At 55.6% G+C, this 21,580-nt stretch carries 25 protein-coding genes and 5 pseudogenes; 16 read left to right on the forward strand and 14 right to left on the reverse strand.

Translation table 11 applies throughout. The features are described from left to right. Positions 1-193: 193 nt before the first annotated feature. From ACMGG5_RS24190 to ACMGG5_RS24255, 14 genes and pseudogenes are all read left to right on the forward strand, one after another. Positions 194-574, forward strand: a complete 381-nt coding sequence (locus ACMGG5_RS24190) for a hypothetical protein (RefSeq protein WP_248175878.1) — start codon at positions 194-196, stop codon at positions 572-574. Between the two features lie 405 nt (positions 575-979). Beyond that, complete coding sequence (locus tag ACMGG5_RS24195) at positions 980-1,672, forward strand: DNA methylase (RefSeq protein WP_248175879.1); 693 nt, start codon at positions 980-982, stop codon at positions 1,670-1,672. Beyond that, positions 1,669-1,890 carry a hypothetical protein gene (locus ACMGG5_RS24200; RefSeq protein ID WP_192979435.1) on the forward strand — a complete coding sequence of 74 codons (222 nt, stop codon included), beginning with the start codon at positions 1,669-1,671 and terminating at the stop codon, positions 1,888-1,890. Before ACMGG5_RS24195 ends, ACMGG5_RS24200 begins: the two co-directional genes overlap by 4 nt. A gap of 55 nt (positions 1,891-1,945) precedes the next feature. Continuing rightward, entirely contained in the window at positions 1,946-2,368 is a 423-nt protein-coding gene (locus tag ACMGG5_RS24205; protein ID WP_063617357.1) for a DUF1380 family protein, read from the forward strand. Between the two features lie 352 nt (positions 2,369-2,720). Continuing rightward, entirely contained in the window at positions 2,721-3,149 is a 429-nt protein-coding gene (locus tag ACMGG5_RS24210; RefSeq protein WP_063409766.1) for an antirestriction protein, read from the forward strand. Between the two features lie 42 nt (positions 3,150-3,191). Continuing rightward, entirely contained in the window at positions 3,192-3,602 is a 411-nt protein-coding gene (locus tag ACMGG5_RS24215) for a DUF1380 family protein (RefSeq protein ID WP_117500388.1), read from the forward strand. A gap of 49 nt (positions 3,603-3,651) precedes the next feature. Continuing rightward, a complete protein-coding gene (locus ACMGG5_RS24220; RefSeq protein WP_420278639.1) occupies positions 3,652-3,846 on the forward strand; it encodes a hypothetical protein in 195 nt (64 codons plus the stop codon). A gap of 146 nt (positions 3,847-3,992) precedes the next feature. After that, positions 3,993-4,148, forward strand: a complete 156-nt coding sequence (locus ACMGG5_RS24225) for a hypothetical protein (protein ID WP_420278640.1) — start codon at positions 3,993-3,995, stop codon at positions 4,146-4,148. Between the two features lie 521 nt (positions 4,149-4,669). Beyond that, positions 4,670-4,942: a hypothetical protein gene (locus ACMGG5_RS24230; RefSeq protein WP_063136912.1), complete on the forward strand. Its 273-nt coding sequence runs from the start codon at positions 4,670-4,672 to the stop codon at positions 4,940-4,942. Positions 4,943-4,985: 43 nt separating this feature from the next. Beyond that, positions 4,986-5,351, forward strand: coding sequence for a hypothetical protein (locus ACMGG5_RS24235; RefSeq protein ID WP_032641231.1), 366 nt, complete (start codon positions 4,986-4,988; stop codon positions 5,349-5,351). 67 nt (positions 5,352-5,418) lie between these two features. Beyond that, positions 5,419-7,431 (forward strand): ParB N-terminal domain-containing protein, encoded by a 2,013-nt coding sequence (locus ACMGG5_RS24240; RefSeq protein WP_248271861.1) that lies wholly within the window; start codon positions 5,419-5,421, stop codon positions 7,429-7,431. Between the two features lie 37 nt (positions 7,432-7,468). Continuing rightward, positions 7,469-7,903, forward strand: a complete 435-nt coding sequence (gene psiB, locus ACMGG5_RS24245) for a conjugation system SOS inhibitor PsiB (RefSeq protein WP_032641235.1) — start codon at positions 7,469-7,471, stop codon at positions 7,901-7,903. Continuing rightward, the gene (locus tag ACMGG5_RS24250; RefSeq protein ID WP_248175889.1) at positions 7,900-8,631 is read left to right on the forward strand and encodes a plasmid SOS inhibition protein A; all 732 of its coding nucleotides are present in this window, start codon (positions 7,900-7,902) and stop codon (positions 8,629-8,631) included. Before psiB ends, ACMGG5_RS24250 begins: the two co-directional genes overlap by 4 nt. Next, positions 8,609-9,523: pseudogene (locus ACMGG5_RS24255) on the forward strand (efflux RND transporter permease subunit); the annotation flags it as partial. The gene ACMGG5_RS24250 and the pseudogene ACMGG5_RS24255, both read left to right, overlap by 23 nt. On the opposite strand, the gene ACMGG5_RS24260 reads toward ACMGG5_RS24255, so the two are convergent. From ACMGG5_RS24260 to ACMGG5_RS24285, 6 genes and pseudogenes are all read right to left on the reverse strand, one after another. Continuing rightward, complete coding sequence (locus ACMGG5_RS24260; RefSeq protein WP_333020572.1) at positions 9,475-9,591, reverse strand: hypothetical protein; 117 nt, start codon at positions 9,589-9,591, stop codon at positions 9,475-9,477. The pseudogene ACMGG5_RS24255 and the gene ACMGG5_RS24260 overlap by 49 nt on opposite strands. Before the next feature lie 4 nt (positions 9,592-9,595). Then, a pseudogene (locus tag ACMGG5_RS24265) lies at positions 9,596-9,802 on the reverse strand (IS3 family transposase); the annotation flags it as partial. An 18-nt stretch (positions 9,803-9,820) separates the two neighbouring features. Beyond that, entirely contained in the window at positions 9,821-11,161 is a 1,341-nt protein-coding gene (locus ACMGG5_RS24270) for an IS110 family transposase (protein ID WP_252063809.1), read from the reverse strand. Positions 11,162-11,390: 229 nt separating this feature from the next. Then, a pseudogene (locus tag ACMGG5_RS24275) lies at positions 11,391-11,633 on the reverse strand (transposase); the annotation flags it as partial. Positions 11,634-11,866: 233 nt separating this feature from the next. Next, positions 11,867-12,640: an SDR family NAD(P)-dependent oxidoreductase gene (locus ACMGG5_RS24280; RefSeq protein WP_119916883.1), complete on the reverse strand. Its 774-nt coding sequence runs from the start codon at positions 12,638-12,640 to the stop codon at positions 11,867-11,869. Between the two features lie 65 nt (positions 12,641-12,705). Next, positions 12,706-12,912, reverse strand: a pseudogene (locus ACMGG5_RS24285) (DsbA family oxidoreductase); the annotation flags it as partial. Here ACMGG5_RS24285 and ACMGG5_RS24290 point away from each other — a divergent pair. Then, positions 12,905-13,159 (forward strand): annotated as a pseudogene (locus ACMGG5_RS24290) (EamA family transporter); the annotation flags it as partial. The pseudogenes ACMGG5_RS24285 and ACMGG5_RS24290 sit on opposite strands and share 8 nt — an antisense overlap. Here the strand turns inward: ACMGG5_RS24290 and ACMGG5_RS24295 are convergent. Both ACMGG5_RS24295 and ACMGG5_RS24300 read right to left on the reverse strand, forming a co-directional pair. Then, positions 13,083-13,511 carry a PTS sugar transporter subunit IIA gene (locus tag ACMGG5_RS24295; RefSeq protein ID WP_239619753.1) on the reverse strand — a complete coding sequence of 143 codons (429 nt, stop codon included), beginning with the start codon at positions 13,509-13,511 and terminating at the stop codon, positions 13,083-13,085. The pseudogene ACMGG5_RS24290 and the gene ACMGG5_RS24295 overlap by 77 nt on opposite strands. Before the next feature lie 449 nt (positions 13,512-13,960). Further along, the gene (locus ACMGG5_RS24300; protein ID WP_114268498.1) at positions 13,961-14,929 is read right to left on the reverse strand and encodes a sugar-binding transcriptional regulator; all 969 of its coding nucleotides are present in this window, start codon (positions 14,927-14,929) and stop codon (positions 13,961-13,963) included. A gap of 377 nt (positions 14,930-15,306) precedes the next feature. Between ACMGG5_RS24300 and ACMGG5_RS24305 the strand changes: the two genes are divergently transcribed. Continuing rightward, entirely contained in the window at positions 15,307-16,602 is a 1,296-nt protein-coding gene (locus tag ACMGG5_RS24305) for an MFS transporter (RefSeq protein ID WP_248175888.1), read from the forward strand. 250 nt (positions 16,603-16,852) lie between these two features. On the opposite strand, the gene ACMGG5_RS24310 is transcribed toward ACMGG5_RS24305, so the two are convergent. The 6 genes from ACMGG5_RS24310 to ACMGG5_RS24335 form a co-directional block, all read right to left on the reverse strand. Next, positions 16,853-17,386 carry an MFS transporter gene (locus tag ACMGG5_RS24310; RefSeq protein WP_248175887.1) on the reverse strand — a complete coding sequence of 178 codons (534 nt, stop codon included), beginning with the start codon at positions 17,384-17,386 and terminating at the stop codon, positions 16,853-16,855. Between the two features lie 33 nt (positions 17,387-17,419). Continuing rightward, positions 17,420-18,046, reverse strand: a complete 627-nt coding sequence (locus ACMGG5_RS24315; protein ID WP_248175886.1) for an MFS transporter — start codon at positions 18,044-18,046, stop codon at positions 17,420-17,422. Positions 18,047-18,155: 109 nt separating this feature from the next. After that, on the reverse strand, positions 18,156-18,983 hold the full coding sequence (locus ACMGG5_RS24320) for a universal stress protein (protein ID WP_022624485.1): 828 nt from the start codon (positions 18,981-18,983) through the stop codon (positions 18,156-18,158). Between the two features lie 18 nt (positions 18,984-19,001). Further along, entirely contained in the window at positions 19,002-20,480 is a 1,479-nt protein-coding gene (locus ACMGG5_RS24325) for a SulP family inorganic anion transporter (protein ID WP_248175885.1), read from the reverse strand. Between the two features lie 494 nt (positions 20,481-20,974). After that, positions 20,975-21,310 carry a protein secretion chaperonin CsaA gene (locus tag ACMGG5_RS24330; protein ID WP_119916884.1) on the reverse strand — a complete coding sequence of 112 codons (336 nt, stop codon included), beginning with the start codon at positions 21,308-21,310 and terminating at the stop codon, positions 20,975-20,977. Beyond that, positions 21,307-21,580, reverse strand: a 274-nt coding sequence (locus ACMGG5_RS24335) for an EamA family transporter (protein ID WP_420278641.1), incomplete at its 5' end; no start/stop codon positions are given. The genes ACMGG5_RS24335 and ACMGG5_RS24330, both read right to left, overlap by 4 nt.

Here is a 21,580-nt window from a genome sequence, read left to right on the forward strand (position 1 = left end):
CGGGGATCTCCTGGCTTTTGACGATAAAAAGGCGAAGAGCCGATCCTGAGCAAGAACATCGTTCAGAGTGGTAACCAGACAGCCAGGGAGAGACTGATGCAAAAGGTTAAGAGAGCGGGGCTGACGCTGGCGGCGGCCAGCGAGCTGTTGAACTGTCAGGAAATAAAGGAAATGAACACAATGAGGAGGACAAATGAAGTGTAATACTGCAATTTTGTTTGTGGCGCTCACACTGGCAATACCTGGTGCGGTGAATGCCGCAGCCACAGTGGCGGTTCTTGACCAGATGGCCACGAAAAAGCAAAAGGAACGTGAAGACCAGCTCGAAGCCGTGGAACGTGATGCTTTGGCACAGCCAGATGCATGGAAAGCGTATCTACAGGTGTCTGACGCAGTGCCTGCTGATGCTCCCATCATGCTGCAAAACCGCTACCGCAGCCTCGCCATTTCACTGGCACTGAAGGCTGCAATGGCCTGTTCCCCAGACGCTCTCAAGCTCCTCGGGCGTAACGACGTGATAGAGTTTCGCGTACTCCGATCATCGTTAGTCTCAGCCTGCAGTACAGCTAAATAAGTTTCGTGCCAGCTGTCCACTTCCAGATTCCAGTCTTCAGCTGGCATTGTCTCATTTTCTCAATCCTGTAACCCTCTGTCCTGCATTGTTCTCTTCAGGACTAAAAAAAACGGCAGGGTGACATTTCATCCCTGCCGTCAAATAAAAGGATGTCGGTTCCCTCCTCTTTAATGGCCGCCAGTCGGCGGCGTGTTCAACGCCGTGCCTTCACGCTAACCCGGCCGCTGCGGTCGCAAGGGTTCACGTTGTCTCCGTCCTCACCCGTTCGCACCTTTCACGGTGCATTCAGCCCGTGAAAGGCTTGCGCTGCGGCTTGCGGCGTCGCCCCTGCGCCCTCCGCTTTCCGCCGGGTTTTTGTGGCGGCACGGCGCAACAGGGTGCCGCATATCAGAGAGGAGTATGTCTATGTCCCGTTTTATTCTGGGTGACTGCGTGCAGGTGATGTCCCGTTTTCCGGCGCGTGCCGTTGATTTTATTCTTACCGATCCGCCGTATCTGGTTGGCTATAAAGACCGTACCGGCCGCACCCTGGCCGGGGACAACTCTGCCGAATGGCTCCAGCCCGCATGTCATGAAATGTACCGCGTGCTGAAAAACGACAGCCTTATGGTGAGCTTCTATGCCTGGAACCGCGCGGATCTGTTTCTGAATGCGTGGAAAGCGGCTGGCTTCCGGGTGGTTGGCCATATCGTCTTTGCCAAGAGCTACGCCTCAAAGTCGACATTCGTGGGTTACACACATGAAAGCGCCTACCTGCTGGCGAAGGGGAGGCCGCAAACCCCGGACCGTCCCATCCCGGACGTGATCCCCTGGAAATACACGGGCAACCGACACCATCCGACGGAGAAGCCGGTGCAGAGCCTGCGGCCACTGATTGAATCGTTCACGCGTCCGGGGGCCATTGTCCTTGACCCGTTCGCCGGCAGCGGCTCCACCTGCGTGGCCGCCGCCGAAGCCAGCCGCCGCTATATCGGGATCGAGATGCTTGAGCAGTACCACGCCGCCGGCGTCCGCCGTCTGGCACAGGTTGAACGGGCGAGAAGGATGCCGGCGGCCAATGACGGCGCGTTTTACCCTGACTATCCGGAGGCCGCATGAATTACCCGGGCCTTGAACACCTGCGCGCGGACGTGGCTGCGCTCAGCAATGCCATGTGTGATGTGCGGATGCTGCTGAACCGCCTCGAATCGCAGCACCGACACGACGCGGCAACGCTTACTGAACGTATGGCAGTGCAGACCCTGCGCCGGATCAACACCCTGCTTCTGGAAGCCTACCGCGAAGCCCTGGTGCTGGACGAGACCTTTCAGGACTGACTGACCCTGCCGGGCTGAGGCCCGGCCTGTAACCCCTTACAAGAGAGAAAAAACAATGTACGGAACCCGCGAAGAACTTTGTGAAGATCTTGAAAACATGTTCACGCCTGACGAACTCCTGGTCCTGCTGGTCTGGACGGAAGAGGGGATTAGCGTGGCCTGCCGTGAAGCCCAGCCAGAACCGGACGGGGCTGAAATCCGGAATGTGATGAAGGCGCTCGGCGAAATGAAAATGACGCAATACCGTCAGCAGGGGGTAAATAATCTGACCATTAGCGACCTTCTGACCCGTCAGCGCGAAGCGGCAAACCGTCAGGTGAGCGTTCCGGCGGTACTCCTCTCCCGCGTCCTGCGTAACTATGAATGCGAGCTGGAAAACCGGATCGGTATGGCCTGGGAAGCCGGGCGGCAGGAGCCTGAATCTGTCAGGGATGAGCTGAATAACGTTCGCGCCCTACAGGAGACGCTGGCCGCCTGAGAGAACGCCGGGGTAACGCCCCGGCAACCGGTGGCCATCCACTGCGAATAAGGATGTCAGTGCCTTCCGCTTTTATCCGCCGCCCTCCGGGCCACGTCGGGACAATGAAACTCCCCTGAAGCTCCGTGCGGTGACGGCATGCGCCGTGACTTCACTGTAGCCCGGCCGCATCGGCCACAAGGGTTCGCTGACGCCTCCGTCCTCACCCGTTCGCACCCTTCACGGTGCATTCAGCCCGTGAAGGCTTTGCGCTGCGGCTTGCGGCGTCGCCCCTGTGTCCTCCGCTTTTCGCCGGTCTGTCGTGTCGTCACGGCGATGCCGGAACCGAGAATATGTTAACCGTGGAGGACCTATGAACCAGACCGTGACCTGTGATGCTGTTCGTCTTGAGGGTGCGCAGCGCCTGACTTTCCTGCCTGATTTGTTTGGCGGCGATTTTATGACGTCCGAGGCATCCGTGTACGCCTATGCCCAGCGTTACTGCCCTGAGTATCAGGGGGGATTCTGGCAGTTTTACCGGCTGCCGGAAGGCGGCGGATATATGGCGCCTGACGTGGAGAGCCTGACCCTGTGCAATCCGGACAACTGGTTTGAGCAGACTGTCAGCGGAGAAGTGGCGGGGATCGTCCTCACGGCGCTGGTACTGAATCACCGGAGCTGGCACCACAGCAACCATGACCATGAGGAGCTGTGCCGCCACTTCTGTCGCCGTTATGAGCAGCTTATGGCATTTGCTGATACCCATCCGGAAAGCGCCACGATCTGGCGTGCTCTTGACTGACTGACCACGGACGGCGATGCCGCCCGACTAAAGGAGAAAAACATGATTGGTACAGCAAGAGAAATTGCCCTTGAAATGTTCAGACATTCCGACCTCGATGGCGAGAAATATGTTTTCGCCAGCTGGAGCCGGAACGATATTCGCGGTCTTTGCATTGACTGGGATCTCAGTGATGAAGAGATAGACGTGGTGATGGAAAGACTGGAGGCAGAGCTGTATCCCTCCGGGTGTGTCCCTCTCATCTACAACATTATTGAGGTGATGGTGGAAGAAAAACGGAAACACCGTAATGTCACCATTCCGGCTGCGGCGCTTGCGGTGGTGATGCAGCTTGCAGGGAAGGAAATGGAGCGTATCGCCGTATGCGCCGAGGATGGCGGCGGATCGGCAGAAGAAACCCTGAAAGAAGAAAATAAGGTCATGTTGAGCCTGCGCGCGGCGCTCGATGCCTGACAGAGAAACCGGAGGCGTTGCCTCCGGAAACTGAAAAAAGGAGAACACTATGCAACTGTCACCGGAAACCCGCAGCATCCTGCGCCAGTATAAAACACTTATCAACGAGCGACGTCGCGAATCCGGACTCAGCCCCGTTACTACAGCTAAAGTGCTGGAAGAGATCTGCGAATCTGCTACCCGCCAGTGCGCCGTCTATCTTTGCGGCCACTTCATTCTCCAGGGCGGTCAGGGCGACGGATAATAAATAATCCGGGCGGGGCATAGGCGCCGCCTGTTCGCGCGCGAAAACCCTGTCATCCCTTCGGGCTGACGGACGGCAAGGCCAGCGCCTGCGGCGCTGCCCCCTCCCGCCCTGATGTAAGCCCGTGGAGATGCACATGAAAGGCATTGAGAGGGCAAATTGTCACTGATACGGTCCTGCGTGGCGTGGCGTGGCGTGGCGTGGCGTGGCGTGGCGTGGCGTGGCGTGGCGTGGCGTGGCGTGGCGTGGCGTGGCGTGGCGTGGCGTGGCGTGGCGTGGCGTGGCGTGGTTGTCGGCTCTGAAACCCGATCAGCAAATCCTCTGAAAACACCAGAATCCCACTTCTGGCCCCCTTCGGCTCCCGGCCAGCGCTGCTGTCCGGTCGTCGAGCCCCACTCCGCCAGGGCGGCCGCTGCGCACCCGCCGGGCTCCGCCGAACCCCTCCGGGTTTCGGGCCATACGGCTAGGGTCTGATGGCTAAGGTCAAGGGCTGCGGCTTCTCCGGCCGTGCCGTCCGGAACGCCTTCACCGCGCCGGCTGATGCCGTCGCTTTAATGGCGCCACGCCGTTCCGACGTGTCGGGTGTGTGCATCCTGTTCCCCCGGTGAAGCCATCCCCCGTGCGTCCTCACGCGGAGGGCTTGTCGTAGCACCGTCGGGTCGTCATCCAAGGGGTGAAATGCACTCCGCCAAAACTTTTTGCGTGCCGCAAAAACTTTAGTCTCCGCCCCTTTCCTTCCGCCCTTCGCCGTTGCTCCTTTGCCCTTTGCCGCGAGAGAACTCACCAGGGAGATGGACAACCATCACCACAGGAGAAAACCAGGATGCACACACGAAACGTCAACGTCAAAACCGCCGCTCAAGAATCTTCCAGGAAGATAGGGGAAGAACAAAACCCTGTTTCTGTCGCACGGGAGTGGGTGGCTCAGGCCACTTCGCTGAAAGATGGTGTCACCGTCACCCTGTCCGATGTGTCCCGATACGGAGACGTTCAGGTGGAGATCAGAACCTACGGAACGCTTAACTGGCGCGCCTGGTCATTTGACCCGGATTTTCTTTTGGAACTGAAACGCAATCTGCAACACGTGCAGCTTTAACCGGAGGCCGGATGTCCGGCCTTAACCCAGAGAAGGAGGAAACATGCAGAACCTTAACACCCGTCCGGCGACCCGTAAGGTCGGGCAGAGCACCGAAATCGTGAAGCTGCTGCGCATTCAGGCCAGCGACACCCACGTGGTCGAGTTTGACAACGTGGACACCCGCTTTAACGACTGCAACAACTGGCAGGTGATGGCAGGAGGGAAACGTGTCCTGTTCAGCAACCGCATGTATGAGCGTTTTTCAGATGTGAAATCGGGGATCGTGGCAACGATCAACGTGTGTGAAAACAGCGGCAGCGTAACGGATAAAGCGATGCTGGAAGGGGCAAAAGTCATGATGCAGGTTCTTGATGGCTATCCGTCCTTTGCAGCACTGGCAGCACACCCGAAACGCATTACCGGTTAACCGAGTGCCGTGACCGGAGGGCAATCCGGCCACGGCTAACCACAACTATCACTGAGAGGTAAAAATCATGGTCGCCACCAATACTACGGCAAAAAAACCAGCTAAGACCACCCGTCAGACAAAATCTGCGGAAAAAATCGCGCAGTCTACCGAGCAGAAGCTCGTCCAGTTGCTCGCTGATACGCCCGTGCAAATCTTCCCGTACTCCCGCCTGTCACACACTGACTTAAACACGCGCATCATTCCGCATACCGATCAGGAAGTGGAAGAGATGGCAGACAGCATTCAGGCAATGGGCATCCTCCAGAACCTGATCGGTGCAGAACTGCCGGACGGTACGATCGGCATTGTCGGCGGGGAAGGTCGCCGCAGAGGCACAGGCATTCTGGTGATGCGCGGTGTGCTCGATGCAGACACGCCGTTTGTTCCGGTGAAAGTCCTGCCCGTTGAGATGGCTGTGGCGGCCTCGATGATCGAGAACGGTCGGCGTAAAAACATGCATCCCGCCGAGCAGATTATCGGTTTTCGTACCCTTCAGCAGGAAGGTAAAACGTCCTCTCAGATCGGCGCACTGATGGGCTATCACCCGCGCCACGTTCAGCGCTGCCTGAAGCTGGCGAATCTTGCCCCCTCCCTGCTGGATGCGCTGGCGCGGGATGAAATCTCCCTTGAACAGTGTGAAGTCCTGACACTTGCTGATACCCATGAGCGTCAGGAGCAGGTCTGGAAAGAGGCTGTTGAACAGTGGCGCGATCCTGCCGTACAGACTCTGCGCAAAATGGTGACCGACGACAAGATGGCCATCAGTCACCCTATGTTTGAGTATGTGGGTGAGGAAGCCTATACCGCCGCTGGCGGTACGCTGACCGCCGACCTGTTCAGCGACAAGGACAGCACCTTTGCCGATGCGGCGCTGGTGAAATCTCTGCTGGCTGGCAAGCTCACCGTGCTCGCCGCTCGCGTTAAGCAGGAGCAGGGCTGGGGCTGGGCTGAGTTCCGTATGACGGAACTGCGTGCCAGCGGTGAGGACGGTGAACAGTACCGTTTTGCGATGCCGAAAGCTGTCCTGACGGAAGAAGAACAGAAGCGCGTCAGTGAGCTGGAAGAACAAATGGAAGCCACTGAAAGCTACGATGACGAATACGAGCTTCAGCAGGATATCGATGACATTTACTGCGAGGCGCAGTACCGCGAAGCCACGCCGGAATTTCGCGCCGCGCACGGAATCTGGGTGTCATGGGACGGTAGCAATTTTCAGGTTCAGCCTGGTATCCGCAAGCTGACCGACGAAGACCGGGTAGCTGAAGAACAGGCGCGTCAGGAGCGTGAAAGCAATCTGATCAGACACACCACGCCTGAAATTCCCGCCGACGCCTATCCGGCAACGCTGGTAAAAGCTATGTCAGCCGAACGGACTCTCGCCGTTCAGGCCGAACTGGCGGGTCGTCCCGACGTATCGGTGGCGCTGCTGACGTGGACACTGTGCCTCAGTATGTTTGACCGCAGCTACGGTAAACGCAGCGAACCGCTGAAAGCCTCCGTGTCCTCGAATCAGTATCACCTTGCATCACTGGCTCCATCCGGTGAAGAAGGGAAGGCGCTGACGGCGCTCAAAGCGCAGAAAGAGGCGCTTCAGGCAACGCTGCCCGAAAACTGGCATCTCGATTTCACCTGGCTGCTTTCATGGTCAGCGGAGCAGGTGAACACCCTGCTGGGATTCTGTGCCGCGCACGGTATCAACGGTATTCAGGAACGTATGTACAACCATACGCAGAAAAGCGAACTGGACGGGCTGGAAGCGGCGCTGGACTTTTACCTGCGCAAATGGTGGCAGCCGGATGCTGAGAGCTACTTCGGCAAGCTCACCATCGCCCAGATTGGCAAAGCCTACGAAGAAGCCGGACTCAGTGCCCGCGCCGGAGAGATTGTGAAGCTCAAGCGCCGCGATGCGGCGAAGGCCGCCGAGCAGGATCTGAATGCTCAGGGCTGGCTGCCTGACTGGATGGTGCGCACATCACCAGCCGCTGAGGCTGAAGAAGCCACCGAAACCGACGCTCACACCACTGACCACGCTGCTTAATACCGGAGGCCGCCGCCTTCGGGCGGCGGAAACAGACATGACCATGCAATATGACCTGAACCGAATCAACACACTGACCGCCACAGACCTGGAGTTTATCCGTCAGCAGGGCGAGGACGCGCGCCGCGCCCTCAGCGATGCCGTGACCTGCCTTCTGTCGACACCTGAAGGATGGTGCGTCTGCGCCGAGTTCCGCACCGAGTTCGGCGGCTTCTTCCCCGTCCAGTGCCGCTTCAGCGCGGACGGCAGCGATGACTGGCATCTGTGCGTGTGCAGCCCCGGCGAAGTCTCGCCTTACTGGCTTCTGGTGCTGCTCTCCTCCGGCGGTGAAGTGGTGCGTACCCTTTACCAGAGCGATACGCTCCAGCCTGACCGGATAAACCAGCTGATCGCGCAGCTGGCAGGTATGCGCCGCTTTAACTGCACAGCCAGCACAGTGGTGAACCTGATGAGCGTGGAGGTGACAGCATGATCCCGTCCTCACACGCGCTCGTTTCCCTGAAGCCAGCCCGTCAGGCTGCAATACAGGCTATCAGCCATGTTGAGTCTGCCCGCGAACGCGGTGCGCGACTGCCCTCCATGCCGTATGTGCGTACCTTTCTGCGCCTTCTCACGGGCAGCGGGCGTCTCAACGCCACGGTGGCCAATAAAATACCTGGCCTGCACTGGGTGCCAAATAACCGTCATTCGAACCTGAAACAGGTCGAGGAGGCGCTTAACACCATGATAGCCACCAGTGGTGAAGCCTGCCCGCTGCCGCTCACGATTGACGTTCAGGCCGAGCTATTCCCTGAAGTCATGCACACCCGCACGGGTCGACGGCTGCACAGGTCCGGCATTAAGACCACGCGCCAGCTGCGCCGCCAGTCCCGGGAGTACGAACAGCGCTGGAAACTGCGCCAGAACCTGCTGGAGCAGGCGAAAATCGATCTGAATTTTCAGTCACCGGAAACCGTCTGCACCTGGTACACCCGGTGGAGCGACGAGTTTGACGCGGCAGAGCTTGCCGGACCGTTCTGGCGCTGGCAGTCGCGGTTCACGTCGCTGAAGGAACTTGACTGGCTTCGCATCAGCGGTGAGCCGCTGTATGCAGTGATGTACGAAATCCCGTTCATCGTGCGGGAGACACCGGAACCTGTCCGTACTGCTGAGCGCTGGCAGGTACCGAACAAGCTGCGGTACCGCCCGCACGGCCGGTGACAATATTGCCCTGCGCGTCAGTGGCGCGTTCAGCAGCGAAGAGAGCCTGCGAGCGGTGACGCTTCGGGTCAACAACCGCTATATCCCGCTTACGGACATTGCCAGCATTGTACGCAGGCCGGCAGAGCCGCCGGCTCCGCTTTTTCGCGTCAACGGCCAGCCTGCCGTTGGCCTTGCCGTCTCGATGGCGCCAACCGGAAACATGCTTGATTTCGGGCAGGCGCTGCGGTCGCGCATGAACAGCGAAGCCGCACAGCTGCCGCACGGTATTGAAATGACCCGAATTGCCGATCAGTCTGCCGTAGTGAAGGAGGCCGTCAGCGGGTTTGTGCACGTGCTGGGGGAGGCAGTCATTATCGTGCTGGCCGTCTCTTTCGTTTCGCTGGGGCTGCGTGCCGGGCTGGTGGTGGCGGCAGCGATCCCGCTGGTGCTTGCCATGACGTTTGTCTGTATGCATCTTGCTGGCATTGGCCTGCAGCGCATCTCCCTTGGCGCGCTGATTATCGCGCTGGGCCTGCTGGTTGACGACGCGATGATCACGGTGGAAACCATGGTGGCACGTCTGGAAGCCGGCGAATCCCGTGCCAGTGCGGCGACCTATGCTTTCACTTCAACGGCATTCCCGATGCTGACCGGCACGCTGGTGATGATTGCCGGCTTTATTCCGGTTGGCTTTTCCGCCTCAAGCGCCGGGGAATACTGCTACACCCTGTTTGCGGTGGTACTTATCGCGCTGATCAGCTCATGGGTGGTGGCCGTACTGTTTTCTCCGCTGACCGGCAGCTGGCTGTTGCCTGACGCGCTGCAGAAACACACTGCCGGTCCGGGGCTGCCTGGCAGGCTTTACCAGCGCCTGCTTGCCTGGGTTCTGCGGCATCGGTTATGCGATATCTGCAGGGGCACTTCCAGCATAGAAAGAGCAGACACATGAGTCGGATGCGTATGAATAATGCAGTTCACATCAACCGGACTCCAGCCAGAACTGGTTGATCTTTCCCGTCAGTCTCAGATCTACCTGGTGGCGCTTAGAATGCGGCTGCTGAAGCCAGGCGTAAAAGCCACTGGGATGAACATCCAGCACCCGACAGAGCAGACGAACAGGCCAGCAACTGCTGTTGTCACGGATAAAGGCGTACCTCAGTCGGACAGCTTTGCGAAGTACGCCGCGGCTTCCTGAGAAACTCCCGATTCACACGCATAATTCAGGGTCTTGCTGGAGAGAGTAACCCAGTGATTTTGCTCTTCGTTTAAGTCCATCGAGTACGCGACTACGGTAGCGTTCTTCATAATAATCCGCGCCAGGATCGACATATTTCTGACCATATTTCAGGGCATTGTAGAACAGTATTGCCAGTTTTCTTGCCGTTGCAGTGACTGCTTTCGCTTTCCCTATACGGGATGATAATCGACGATAAAAAGCGCCCAACGCGGTATCGCTCCGGCCAATTGTTGTGGCTGCCAGTCTGAGTGCAGCAGCAATTCGACTGGATGAACGTCTCGTTTTCGAGGACAACACTTTTCCACCGGAGATCTTATTTCCCGGGGACAAACATAGCCACGAGGTAAAATGGCTCGCATCCGGCCAGCGATTCATGTCAGTACCGCATTCGGCAACGAATTTTAGTGCCAGATAAGGTCCAAACCCATGTATCTGTGTCAGATCTGCCCCAGTAATTTTCCAGAGTAACGGTCTGACATCAAAGGAAAGTTGATTGGGTTGCTTTGTACGATGTCTGGCGGAGGGCAATACTCCTTCAGGCTCTTTAATTCCGATACTGAGCTGCAATAATGAAGTTTCGATTTGATCATCACACTCGCGGATCTTTTCCTGGTAAAAATCGAAAAATGCAACCGACTGTTCAAGTGCAAAAAGATGCTCAGGCTGCCAGTTCCCTGTCAGGGCCTGCTGAAGCACTTCTGGCGTCTTCTTACATCTGACATCACGATACTGGATCAACATTGAAGGATCTCGCTCACCACTGACAATGGCTCTGACGATTGAAAGACCGGTAACGCCAGTGATATCCGATACGGCATGATGTAATTGCACATTCATCTGCATCAACGCCTTCTGCATATGCTGGATATGTGCAGCCCGGTATTCAGTCAGGCGTTCCCGTTGCCTCAAATAAGACCTGAGTACAGAAATGTCGTGTTCAGGTCTGAAACTGGCCCGAAGAAGACCAAATGAATGCAGTTTCTGCAACCACTGGGCGTCGTTGACATCAGTCTTGCGACCAGGAACATTTTTTGCGTCTCTGGCATTTACGAGGATCACATTGAAACCCGCGGCTTCAAGGATCTCAAAAGCAGGCAACCAGTAAACGCCGGTGGACTCCATGGCGATGGTCGTAATGTGACAGGTTTTGAACCAGTCAGACATCCGATGAAGGTCGCCGGTGAAACTTTGAAAAGTCCTGACTGGATCGGCGTCAGCGTCAGGCGGTACGGCGACAACGTGAAATTCAGCGCCAATATCAACGCCCGCAGCATGAGGATGGACAATAGACATTCGGGAGGATTTTTTCATGGGAATCTCCTTGCTCATTTTTGATGAACGAAGGAGGGGACGACGGAGAAATCACCTTCCTGAACGGGATCAAAGTCACCACTGTCGGATCCGCCACAGTCCCTGAACCATGTTTTTTTACGGGGTCATACCACCAAAAGGCCGACGGCTGCTTCCTTCGCTAAATTAGCCTGCCAGCTTTTCAAGAGAGTTTCTGAGACTCAGGACGGGGTTTCACCCATGGACAGTTTTTTAATATGTCCCGTTCGTCGGTAACCCGCTTCAGCTCCTTCTGGAGCCGGCGGATCTCGGCCTGAGTATCTGACTGTTCTTTATTAGTGGAAGAATCCGGACCGTACTTCTTTATCCAGGCGTAAAGGCTGTGGGTGGTGATATCGAGACGTGTTGCAACGCTGGCAACAGAATAACCGCGATCAACAACCTGTTTGACTGCTTCAATTTTAAACTCTTCGGGATAACGCTTACCGCTCATAGGCACCTCTCTTTAAGCCATCTTAAATGACTCGGAGGTGTCTGTTAAACCCGTGGCGATTCATCCTTCGCGCAAATTAGCTCACGAGGTTGTCAGCAACTTCTGTTGATGACTTAGAGACTCCTGGCTATCATCGCGGCTGCTGAAAAGAATCTCAGCTGACGAGAACCTCACCCTGGAGAGAGCAGTCTGTCAGGCTTTAAGACCTAAAGCCTGACATGCGTGGCGTAAAATTAACGACGTACGGCCATAATACCTGCATCCACGTCCCAGATAGCACCGGTCACCCAGGCTGCCTTGTCCGACAGCAGGAACAGGATAGTATTTGCCACATCTTCCGGCATGCCCACGCGGCCCAGCGGATGGAAATCACTCATCGCCTTCATTGCATCAGCAATATCTTCTTTGGCCATGAATCCTTCGTATATTGGCGTCTGCACAATACCCGGAGAAACGGCATTCACACGGATACCCGCGCTGGCCAGTTCAATCGCCAGGTTGCGCGTCAGCGCATGCAGGCCGGCTTTTGCCATCGAGTAGGCAGAAGCGGGAGAATCACCCAGCGCAGCCTGCGCGCCAATTGAGCCGACGTTCACTATGGCACCTTCGCGTTTGTCGGCCAGCATGTTCTTCACCACGTCCTGCGTGATAAAGAAAGTGGCTCGGTTCAGCGACAGGTAGCTGTCGTAGTCTGCGGCATTGTGCTCGGTAAAGCTTTTCGGGATAAAGATACCCGCGGCATTTACCATCAGGCTGATGTCGCGGTGATGCGCATTGATTTCCTCACGAATGACATTCATCCCCTCTTCGGTCATCAGGTTTGCCGTAATGACCGACACCGGGCCAAGCGGGCTCAGTTCTTTCTGAACGGCGTCAGCTTTATCCTTTCTGCTGCCCGTCAGGACCACGCTGCCGCCGGCTTTCAGCACCATGCGCGCCGTTTCAAGACCCATACCGCTGGTGCCGCCTACGACCAGAAGCTTTTTACCGCTAAAAAAATCGCTCATATGTGACTCCATTATTTACTGGTGGTGTTCAGCCGGCACATAAACGGCCGGCAGGTGTCGGGTAATCAGATGCTGCAGCCGCCGGTGCCGCAGGCCTGACCGGCAGTTACGGTCATTTCCTCCTGCTTTTCATCCCAGACCTGGCGCAGCGCACTGAGGAAATTTTCCGAAGCCTGGGCGCCGCTGATGGCATATTTCTGGTTCAGCAGGAAAAGCGGCACGCCGCTGACGCCGATTGATCGGGCGCTGCTCTCATCATCCGTTACCGGGGCCGGGGCATTACTGCTGTTTGGTGTTGTCCAGCTGGCCATGGTTATTTACGGCCTTTTTCATGGGGACAGACTTTCCCCTGGCAGAGCTGCAGGCCTTGTTATTGCCTCCTGCGGATTGCTGATGCTGCTCCTGCCCGGCGCCACTGCGCCGAAGCCGGGCAGTGCGCTGATCATGGCGCTGGCCGGGCTGGCCTGGGCAGCCTATACCCTTGCCGGAAAAAAAATGCCTGATGCCACAGCGTCAACAGGGATTTCAACAGCTGCAACTGATTAGACGGGTTGGTAACCACTAAATTGATGACAAGTCGTACCGGTAATTTATCATCGCCATCAGCCTGACCGACTTCAACGGGCTCAGGCAGACGAATAATGTAAACAGAAGGTGTGTTGGCATGCGTACTGTCACAGTGCGGGATCGCCACAGAATAGCCATCAAGCAAAATACCCGTCGGGTACATGGCTTCACGCTCGCGTAGTGCCTCCAGATAGGTATCCTTCACTGTCCCCGCAGCATTCTGCCGTTCATGAATATGCTGCAGCACCTCGTCATAACTTTTGAAGTCGCCGCCATCGGTGACGCTGATAAGTACTGTATCCATAACTTCTCCCAGTAGCTTAATTTTGCTCAAGTGAGCACATACATATATACATATGAGCATTTATTGCATGCCGGTGTTTTGCGGAAACAAGCAGAGAGCAAAAGTTATAGGTCGATCACAGTAATAAACAAGAGAGCGAAATATATAATGCTCATATGAGCGCATGGCTGAATACCATATGACCATTTATTTATATCAACTGACTGAATTAAAAAGGAATATATCTGTTTACGGCTGATTAGCTGTTTCGCATGGTATCTTTGCGAAAGCGCCTGAAATCACGGAGTGGTAATTCAGCGGATGTCCTGACAACTGCAGGCGTAATGAACGGAAATCTGATTGTATGGGCTTTTCGCGAATTTGAGCCACTGTCGCTGCGTCATGAAATTTCAAAGGGGGGCGCCGGCAGTGCCCCGTATTGAAAGAGAGACCGGTGTTTTCCTGGCTTATCAGGAGTTGACCAGCTTTACAGCTGTATCAAAGTCGGTGATCAGCACATCAAGAAGGCCTGACTTAAGAGAGGCTACGATACCTTCATACTTCTGCTCTCCTCCCGCCACGCCAATCACTGTTTTCGCACTTCGCAGTTGCTCAGTGGAAATACCGAATCCCAGCCGGCTTATCGGGCTGTCAAGGATCTCTCCTTTGCTGTTGACGAGCGTGATGCAAACATCAGCCGCGATGTCATCACGGAAAAGTGGTGTCTGCCATTCTTCGGGAAAAATGTCACACAGGCTTGACGAGCCGGTTTTCCAGGCGCCAATACCAGTAATAACAACGTCCAGGCACGAATAATACTGTTGGGTGTCAACCACTGCAGGATCGCTGGCCAGTTTTTCTGCCAGATTTTCATCATCCACCCACATGGGGACATACATGGGATGTGCCTTTCCCTGAGAGATAGCTGCCAGCCGGTGTATCAGGTCTATCGGACCCTGACTGAATTCAATACCCGGATGTACGCCTGAAAGCTGCACAATATCTAAAGCAGGGAGGCTGGTCAGCTGACTCACGGTACTGGACAGAACGCGCCCCCAGGCAATACCCACCTTCATACCCCCTGTCAGGTAATTGCCCAGGTAGCTGGCTGTGATACCACCCAGCTTCTCATTTAGTTCTTCCTGGCTGTTCCAGGATTCTGATACAGAAAGCACGACGGCTTTTTGCAGGCCGTATTTCTCGCAGATATTATGAGCCACTTCTTCATCAAGCATCTGCTGTTTGGGAAAAAGAAACTTAACGTATTCCTGCTCGATCGCCTCATCGATCAGGCGCGCGGCCTTGAATCGTGAGATCTCGAGTTCTTCGGCAATTTCTGTTTTGGTCTTCATCTCAACAAAATAACGGCGAACGACCAGAGAATAGATGTAGCGGGGGTCATAACCTGACCAGCGGCTGTTTTTTATACGTTTAGGCATGGCGAATTCCTTTTTAATCGAAAGGAAATATCACAAAGGTTAACCTGTTGCCCCTGATTTTAATCAAAAGAGTACACTTTTTTACGCTCGTTTGGTATTTACTGGAGTGCTTTCTTACTGCTGTGTGATGGGCAACACGCATACTGTACTTGGTTGGTAAAGCTGGCTGGCATTATACCTGCGCGTACGGCTGCCACAGGTACACGTTAGAGCCGGTATCCATGATAAAGGTTTGAAAACAGGTTGCCCGAAATGACCTTTCTTGAGTAAAGCAGTACCGCACGGGCAGTATGAATGTAGCTTCTTCACCAGGCTGGTTTTTTTACATGGTTCATCGATTCATGGTTCATCGATTAAGGTAAGAAGTGTTTTGCACAATGTATATCCGGCAATCAGATACGGCCTATAGCCCTTCTGTCACCGCCAGGTTACAGAAATCACAGGCGCTAATTTCGGTAAAACGATTAATGAATATCAGCAAAAAGTCTTCCCGGGAACTTCATAAATCATCTGCTACTCCTGAAGGGGAAAAGTCCAGGTCGTTCATCAGATGGCTTCTTTCATCAGCTTTCCTGAGCTTTCCACAGGCAGCTGGTCCCATTGCATTCTCATTGCTTGCACTCAGTATCACAGGCGACAGCAGAGGCGGAGCAGCGATGATCCTTGCCATGACGATTGCTCAGGTTATTGGCGTGATCCCGTTTACACGCCTGGGCAACCGCTTTAACTCGGTCACTTACTTCCAGCTTCTGACGCTGACTCGTTCTATGGCTTTACTCTGCATAGTACTGGCATCATGGTATAAATTGCCTTTTACGGTATTAGTCATACTTGCCAGTCTGGCCGGACTGGTAAATGGTGCAGCTCAGGGGTATTTAAGGGTGATATTAAACCACGTGGTTAACGCAAACCGTTTACCACGTGGGCTGGGTATGGCCGCGACTCTGAATGAGATGGTTTTTGTTCTGGCTCCCGTGGCCGCATCAGGACTGGGAAGCATCTCCCCGTTGTTTTCTCTGCTCGTCATTACCGCTCTGGGTATACTTCCCGTTGTTCTCATTCCCCGGCTTAATATCCGGAGCTCCCCTGCCGTGGTTAAAACCAGGCAAAGAGCACTGACAAGACCGGTTGCTTTGGTGCTTATATGCTCTACTGCAGCTGAAGCAACCGTCGCAGCCGTTGAGATAGGTGCTGTGGCGTTAGCCCTGAACTTTCGGTATGAGCCATTTTATGCCATTTTTTTCACCGTTCCCCTGTGCCTTGCCTCTGTCATGGGAGGAGTCTGGGTCAGTATCCGCAACCGGATGTCTGCACCCGGCACAGTACTTTTACATCTGTGTCTGATGATGCTAGGGGCTTTGATGGTTACTGTTAATTTCTCCGTCATTACAACCATTGTGGGTGTGATGTGTATTGGCTCTGTCATTGCCCCACTTGGAACACATTTTTCGCTTGTACTTGATGAAATGTCTCCTCCGCATCTGAAAGCCGAAGTCTTCGCCTTACTGCGAACCTCCAATGCCATGGGTGTGATATTTGCGAGTGCCCTTCTGACTGTGACATCGCTGTCATTATCACTGTTAATAACTACGATTTTTATTGGGATAGTCGCTTCAGGAATGGCTGTTGCAGTGCTGGGTAAGAAAAGCGTGATTGAGACTGATTGTGAATAACACCTCAAACAGTAGGGCTTGTTGCTTAATCAAAGACACAACACAGTTAAGATAGTTATCAGAAGATTAGTAGGAGTAAGCCGAAAAATGGCTGTCTTATTAAGCTTACATAAAAGCATTTTTACGCTTCTGGCACGAAACAGACCAGTGTACTGCAAGGTCCGCTATGAGCGAAAAGCGGACGTTGTCCGCTTTGGTACAGAGTTGAATTTACTTACTGCACTTTGGGCCTGTCAGATAAGTCCTGTATTTAACTGTTTATGTCCTCGGGGCTGGCTACCTGAACCCGGGTTGCGACCAGGCTGGCAGCGAGAATGAAGACCAGGCAAATCAGTGCCTGTCTTCTGAGAGTGACGTGTTGATCAATCAGCACACCCATGATGACCGGGGAAGCGCCGCTGGCAAGCACAGTACCTGCCTCAACGGCCGATCGCACTTTTGCCAGCTGCGCGGAGCCAAACAGCTGCACCCACAGCGCGGTCGCCAGCGTGGACGCAATGGCTGACGATACGCCGGTCATTATGAGATAAAACGGCGTGACCCACTGACTGCTGCTGAGCCACAGCGCCAGCATGCCAGCGCCCTGCGGCAGCAGAAACCACGGCAACAGACGGCGTGGCGTCATCCGGTCTATCAGCGGACCAAATGATAACAGGGAAACCGCCTGCGTTATCGCGTAGGCAATAAACCACCCTGCAACCCACGACAGTGCCCATCCTTTCTCCTCTGCCAGGCGCGCCTGATGGAAAAAGAAGCCCGTAGTGATGAAAGGTGACGCCAGCACTGCGGGCAGGGCAAGAAGCAGATTCCGGTTCTTTCATACTGACGCTTCGCGAACCTTCTCTGCGCCCCGCTTTCTGAACGTCCGCAGCGGCTTTTCGGCAGCGCGCGGAAGGCAGCTGACAGCCAGCGCAACGCCGGCAATCAGAACCACAGCGTTTATCAGCCAGGCAATGCGCCATCCCGTCAGATAGTTAATCTGCACAGCAGCCAACGGAAACAGCGCCTGCGCCAGCGACAGGCCCAGCGCGATGCCGGCATCAAGCGGAAACTGGCGCGCAGTCGCCGTCAGGGCGGTATGCACCATCAGCCCCTGCCCGCCGAGGCGAAGCAGGTAAAAGCCTGCACAAAGCATCCATGCCGCCTGCGCGCCGGAGACCAGCAGGCACGCCGTTATCAGCAGCAGGGTAACGGCCAGGGTGAAGCGACGGGTGGTGGTGTAATCAATCATCCGGCCTACCCAGGTCAGCGTGACGGCACTCATTACGGTGCCGGCGGCATAAAGGCCGCCCAGCCCGCCGTCGCTGAGCCCGAATGCCTGACGCAGGTCCTGCCCGTAAAGCGATACGAAATAAGTCTGTCCGAAACTCGACATTGCCATCAGTATCGCGGCAAAAGCCAGATGGCTGCCGTGCTGATACATAAAGCGAAACAGCTGACGCATGGTATTCCCCGAGCGCGGCTGACAAAGGTGCCGCACAAATGAACTGCTCTGGGACTGATGTTCCGGAGGCGCGTTATGAAAAGGGCCCGCGATTGCAGGCCCGTAAAGTTTACCGCAGCATCAGCAGCGGATGACGGCTTTCAGCCAGCATCGCCGTGGTGTGACTGCCGATAAAGAACTGGCGCAGCCGGGAGTGTCCCCAGGCTCCCATCACGATCAGGTCCGTGCCGTTCTCCTCCGCGTAACGACACAGGCCGCGCGAGACGGATTCATCCTGAATCAGCCGGGACTCTGCATCGATGCCGGCTGCCTGCAGGATTTGCTGCGCATCATGCAGTGAAGCATCGTCGCCGTTCACCATCACAACATGGCAGGCCAGACCGCGAAGCAGCGGGCTCACGGTCAGCCGGGTCAGGTTTTGGCGGCTGGCCTCGCTGCCGTCCCAGGCAAAAAGCACCCGGGATGGTGCGCTGAACGTTTCAGGCACGACCAGCACGGGCTCTTTCTGCAGGCGGATGACGCTTTCCAGCTGGCTGCCCACTGTATGTTCCGCGCCCCGTCGTCCGAGAACCATCAGCCTGACGTCATCCAGTCCGGCAAGTATTTCATCCAGCGCGCCGTGCATCTGTAGCTGACGCACTTCCGGAACCCCCGCACGGGACAGCCGCTCCGCGCAACCGCTCAGAATGGCTTTACCCTGTGCCATGAGCAGGCGGCTGCGCTCACCCTCCACGCGCACAAGCTCTTCGGTCAGCAACTCTTTGCTGTCAATGCCAATGCTGCCGCTCAGGTCAGAGACGGCCGGATGACCATCTTTTTCCAGCACGTGCAGCAGGGACAGTGGCGCCGGGAGGCCGGCGGCGGCCCACGCCGCGTAGTCACAGACCGGCCCGGTTGACGGCGAACCGTCCACGCAGGCCACAACGGTATTGTTCATAGCTGAATCTCCTGTCGGTTAGTGCCCGCCCATCAGTTTTTCCGCTTCTTCCGGCTTGTCATGCACGCCGAAGCGGTCAACGAGGGTACGGGTGGCGTCGTTCATGCCCAGTATTTCCACCTCAGCGCCTTCCCGGCGGAACTTAATCACCGCCTTATCAAGCGCGCTCACGGAGGTAATGTCCCAGAAGTGAGCGTGTGTGACGTCAATGACCACGCGCTCTGCCGCTTCCCTGAAGTCAAAGTGACTCATAAAGCGATCGGCGGAGGCAAAAAAGACCTGGCCGGTCACGGTATAGGTCCAGGTATCGCCCTCCAGTGACGATTTGACCGTCATAAAGCGAGCTACCTTGGTGGCAAAATTCAGCGAGGCAATCAGCACCCCGGTCAGCACGCCGAAGGCCAGATTGTCGGTTGCCACCACCACGACCACGGTTGCCAGCATGACCAAGCTGGTTGACAGCGGATGGCGGCGCAGGTCGGTGATGGATCGCCAGGAGAAGGTGCCGATGGAAACCATGATCATGACCGCGACCAGCGCCGCCATCGGGATCTGCGATACCTGGTCACGAAGGAAGATAATCAGGCAGAGCAGCACCAGTCCGGCCGTCAGGGTGGAGAGGCGTCCGCGCCCGCCAGACTTCACGTTAATCACCGACTGACCGATCATGGCGCAGCCCGCCATGCCGCCGATAAATGCCGTGCAGACGTTGGCAATACCCTGCGCCTTGCACTCGCGGTTTTTATCGCTCGGGGTGTCGGTCATGTCGTCCACGATAGTGGCAGTCATCATGGATTCCAGCAGTCCCACCACGGCAAGGCCGGCAGAATAAGGCAGGATAATCAGCAGCGTATCCAGGTTCAGCGGAATGTCCGGAATGAGGAATACCGGCAGGCTGTCAGGCAGTTTGCCCATGTCGCCCACGGTGCGAACGTCCAGGTGCAACCACATGGAAATGGCGGTCAGCACCACGATGCAGATCAGCGGGGAGGGAATGGTTTTATTGAGGTACGGAAAGAGGTAGATGATTGCCAGGCCAGCGGCGGTGAGCGCATAAACGTGCCAGGTCACGTTTGTCAGCTCCGGCAGCTGCGCCATGAATATCAGAATAGCCAGCGCGTTGACGAAGCCTGTCACAACAGAGCGCGACACGTAGCGCATCAGGCTGCCAAGCTTCAGGTAGCCGGCAGCCAGCTGCAGCAGGCCGGTTAACACTGATGCCGCCAGCAGATACTGCAGGCCGTGGTCTTTCACCAGGGTTATCATCAGCAGCGCCATGGCGCCGGTGGCCGATGAAATCATGGCGGGACGTCCGCCAAAGATGGCCATAACCACGGGAATACAGAACGCCGAGTAAAGGCCGACCTGCGGGTCAACTCCGGCAATGATGGAAAACGCGATCGCTTCAGGAATAAGCGCGAGCGCGACGACAATACCGGCGAGCACGTCACCACGGACGTTGCCCAGCCAGTCCTTACGCGTCGAGGACAGCAGCATAGTAATTTCTCAGATTTTGAATACAGTCAGCCCGTAAGGGCAAAAATTTCAGGTACTAAAAAGCACATCCGCAGACGGGATGTTTTTGAGTGCGCGACTGAAACTACTCAGTGCGACAGGGGAGGGTTACGACTCAGGGTGGCGTAAGACGCATGATTTTTTGAGTTCTCCTTTACGGCAACCAATGCCTTCAGGACTGAATTAAGCCGGTGCATCAGGGGATGAACACTGACCGCGAAGCCTGATCTTGTCAGAACAGGCGCTTAACTATAAATGAAAGCAGAAAGAGATCAATGTTTCACTGTGCAGAGCATAGTCAGGCAAGGAATCAGAAAGGCACCCTTGTTAACGTCCTCTATTGGCACAAAGCGGACATATTTACTCGAAGCTAACGGAAGCCTTTTCTTACCCCTATCTGGCTTTATCTGTCGGTGAGGTTGAAGGAAAGCGGTGATCTATAACTTCAGCACACCGCCATATAAAGTCGCCAGGTTTCAGAAAACGCACTCACCGTTACTGACGCGCTTTTCTGTTGTCAGCGGTATGGTCCCGCCTGAACCGTCAGACACACCAAGTACCAGCACCTCTGACTTTTCAGGTCCCATCTTCATGGTACCCAGATTGATGATGCAGATTACCTGTGTTCCCTGCAGTTCTCCGGCTTCATAGTTTGTATACGCTCCGCATGACACCCGGGTTCCCAGCTCGGGTCCAAGGTCAATCGTCATCCGCCACGTGGGCTTGGATGTTTTACTCTCCTCAACTCTGATAATGGTACCGGCACGCATATCGAGAGCCGAAAATGAGTCAAATGAGGCTTTATCTTTCATAATTCTTTCCTTTCTGAGATTTCAAAATTTTCTTTTCGTTGCAGGAACAGACTGAAACGTAACTTTTCGGCCGGAACGGTAATGATCCCAAGACACGCAATTATCAGACCGACGCCTGCCCATCCGTAAGGCGGCAGCCTTTCACCAACGAGCACAACGGCCAGCAGCGCGGCTATAACCGGCTCCAGCAGAGTGATCGTGGTTGCCATACTGGCCGGAATGCGCGCAAGCCCGTAGCCATAGCAGACATAACCCAGAAACATCGGAACC

Source organism: Enterobacter sp. BNK-34 (genome assembly GCF_048684445.1).
Classification (GTDB): Bacteria; Pseudomonadota; Gammaproteobacteria; order Enterobacterales; family Enterobacteriaceae; genus Enterobacter; species Enterobacter pseudoroggenkampii.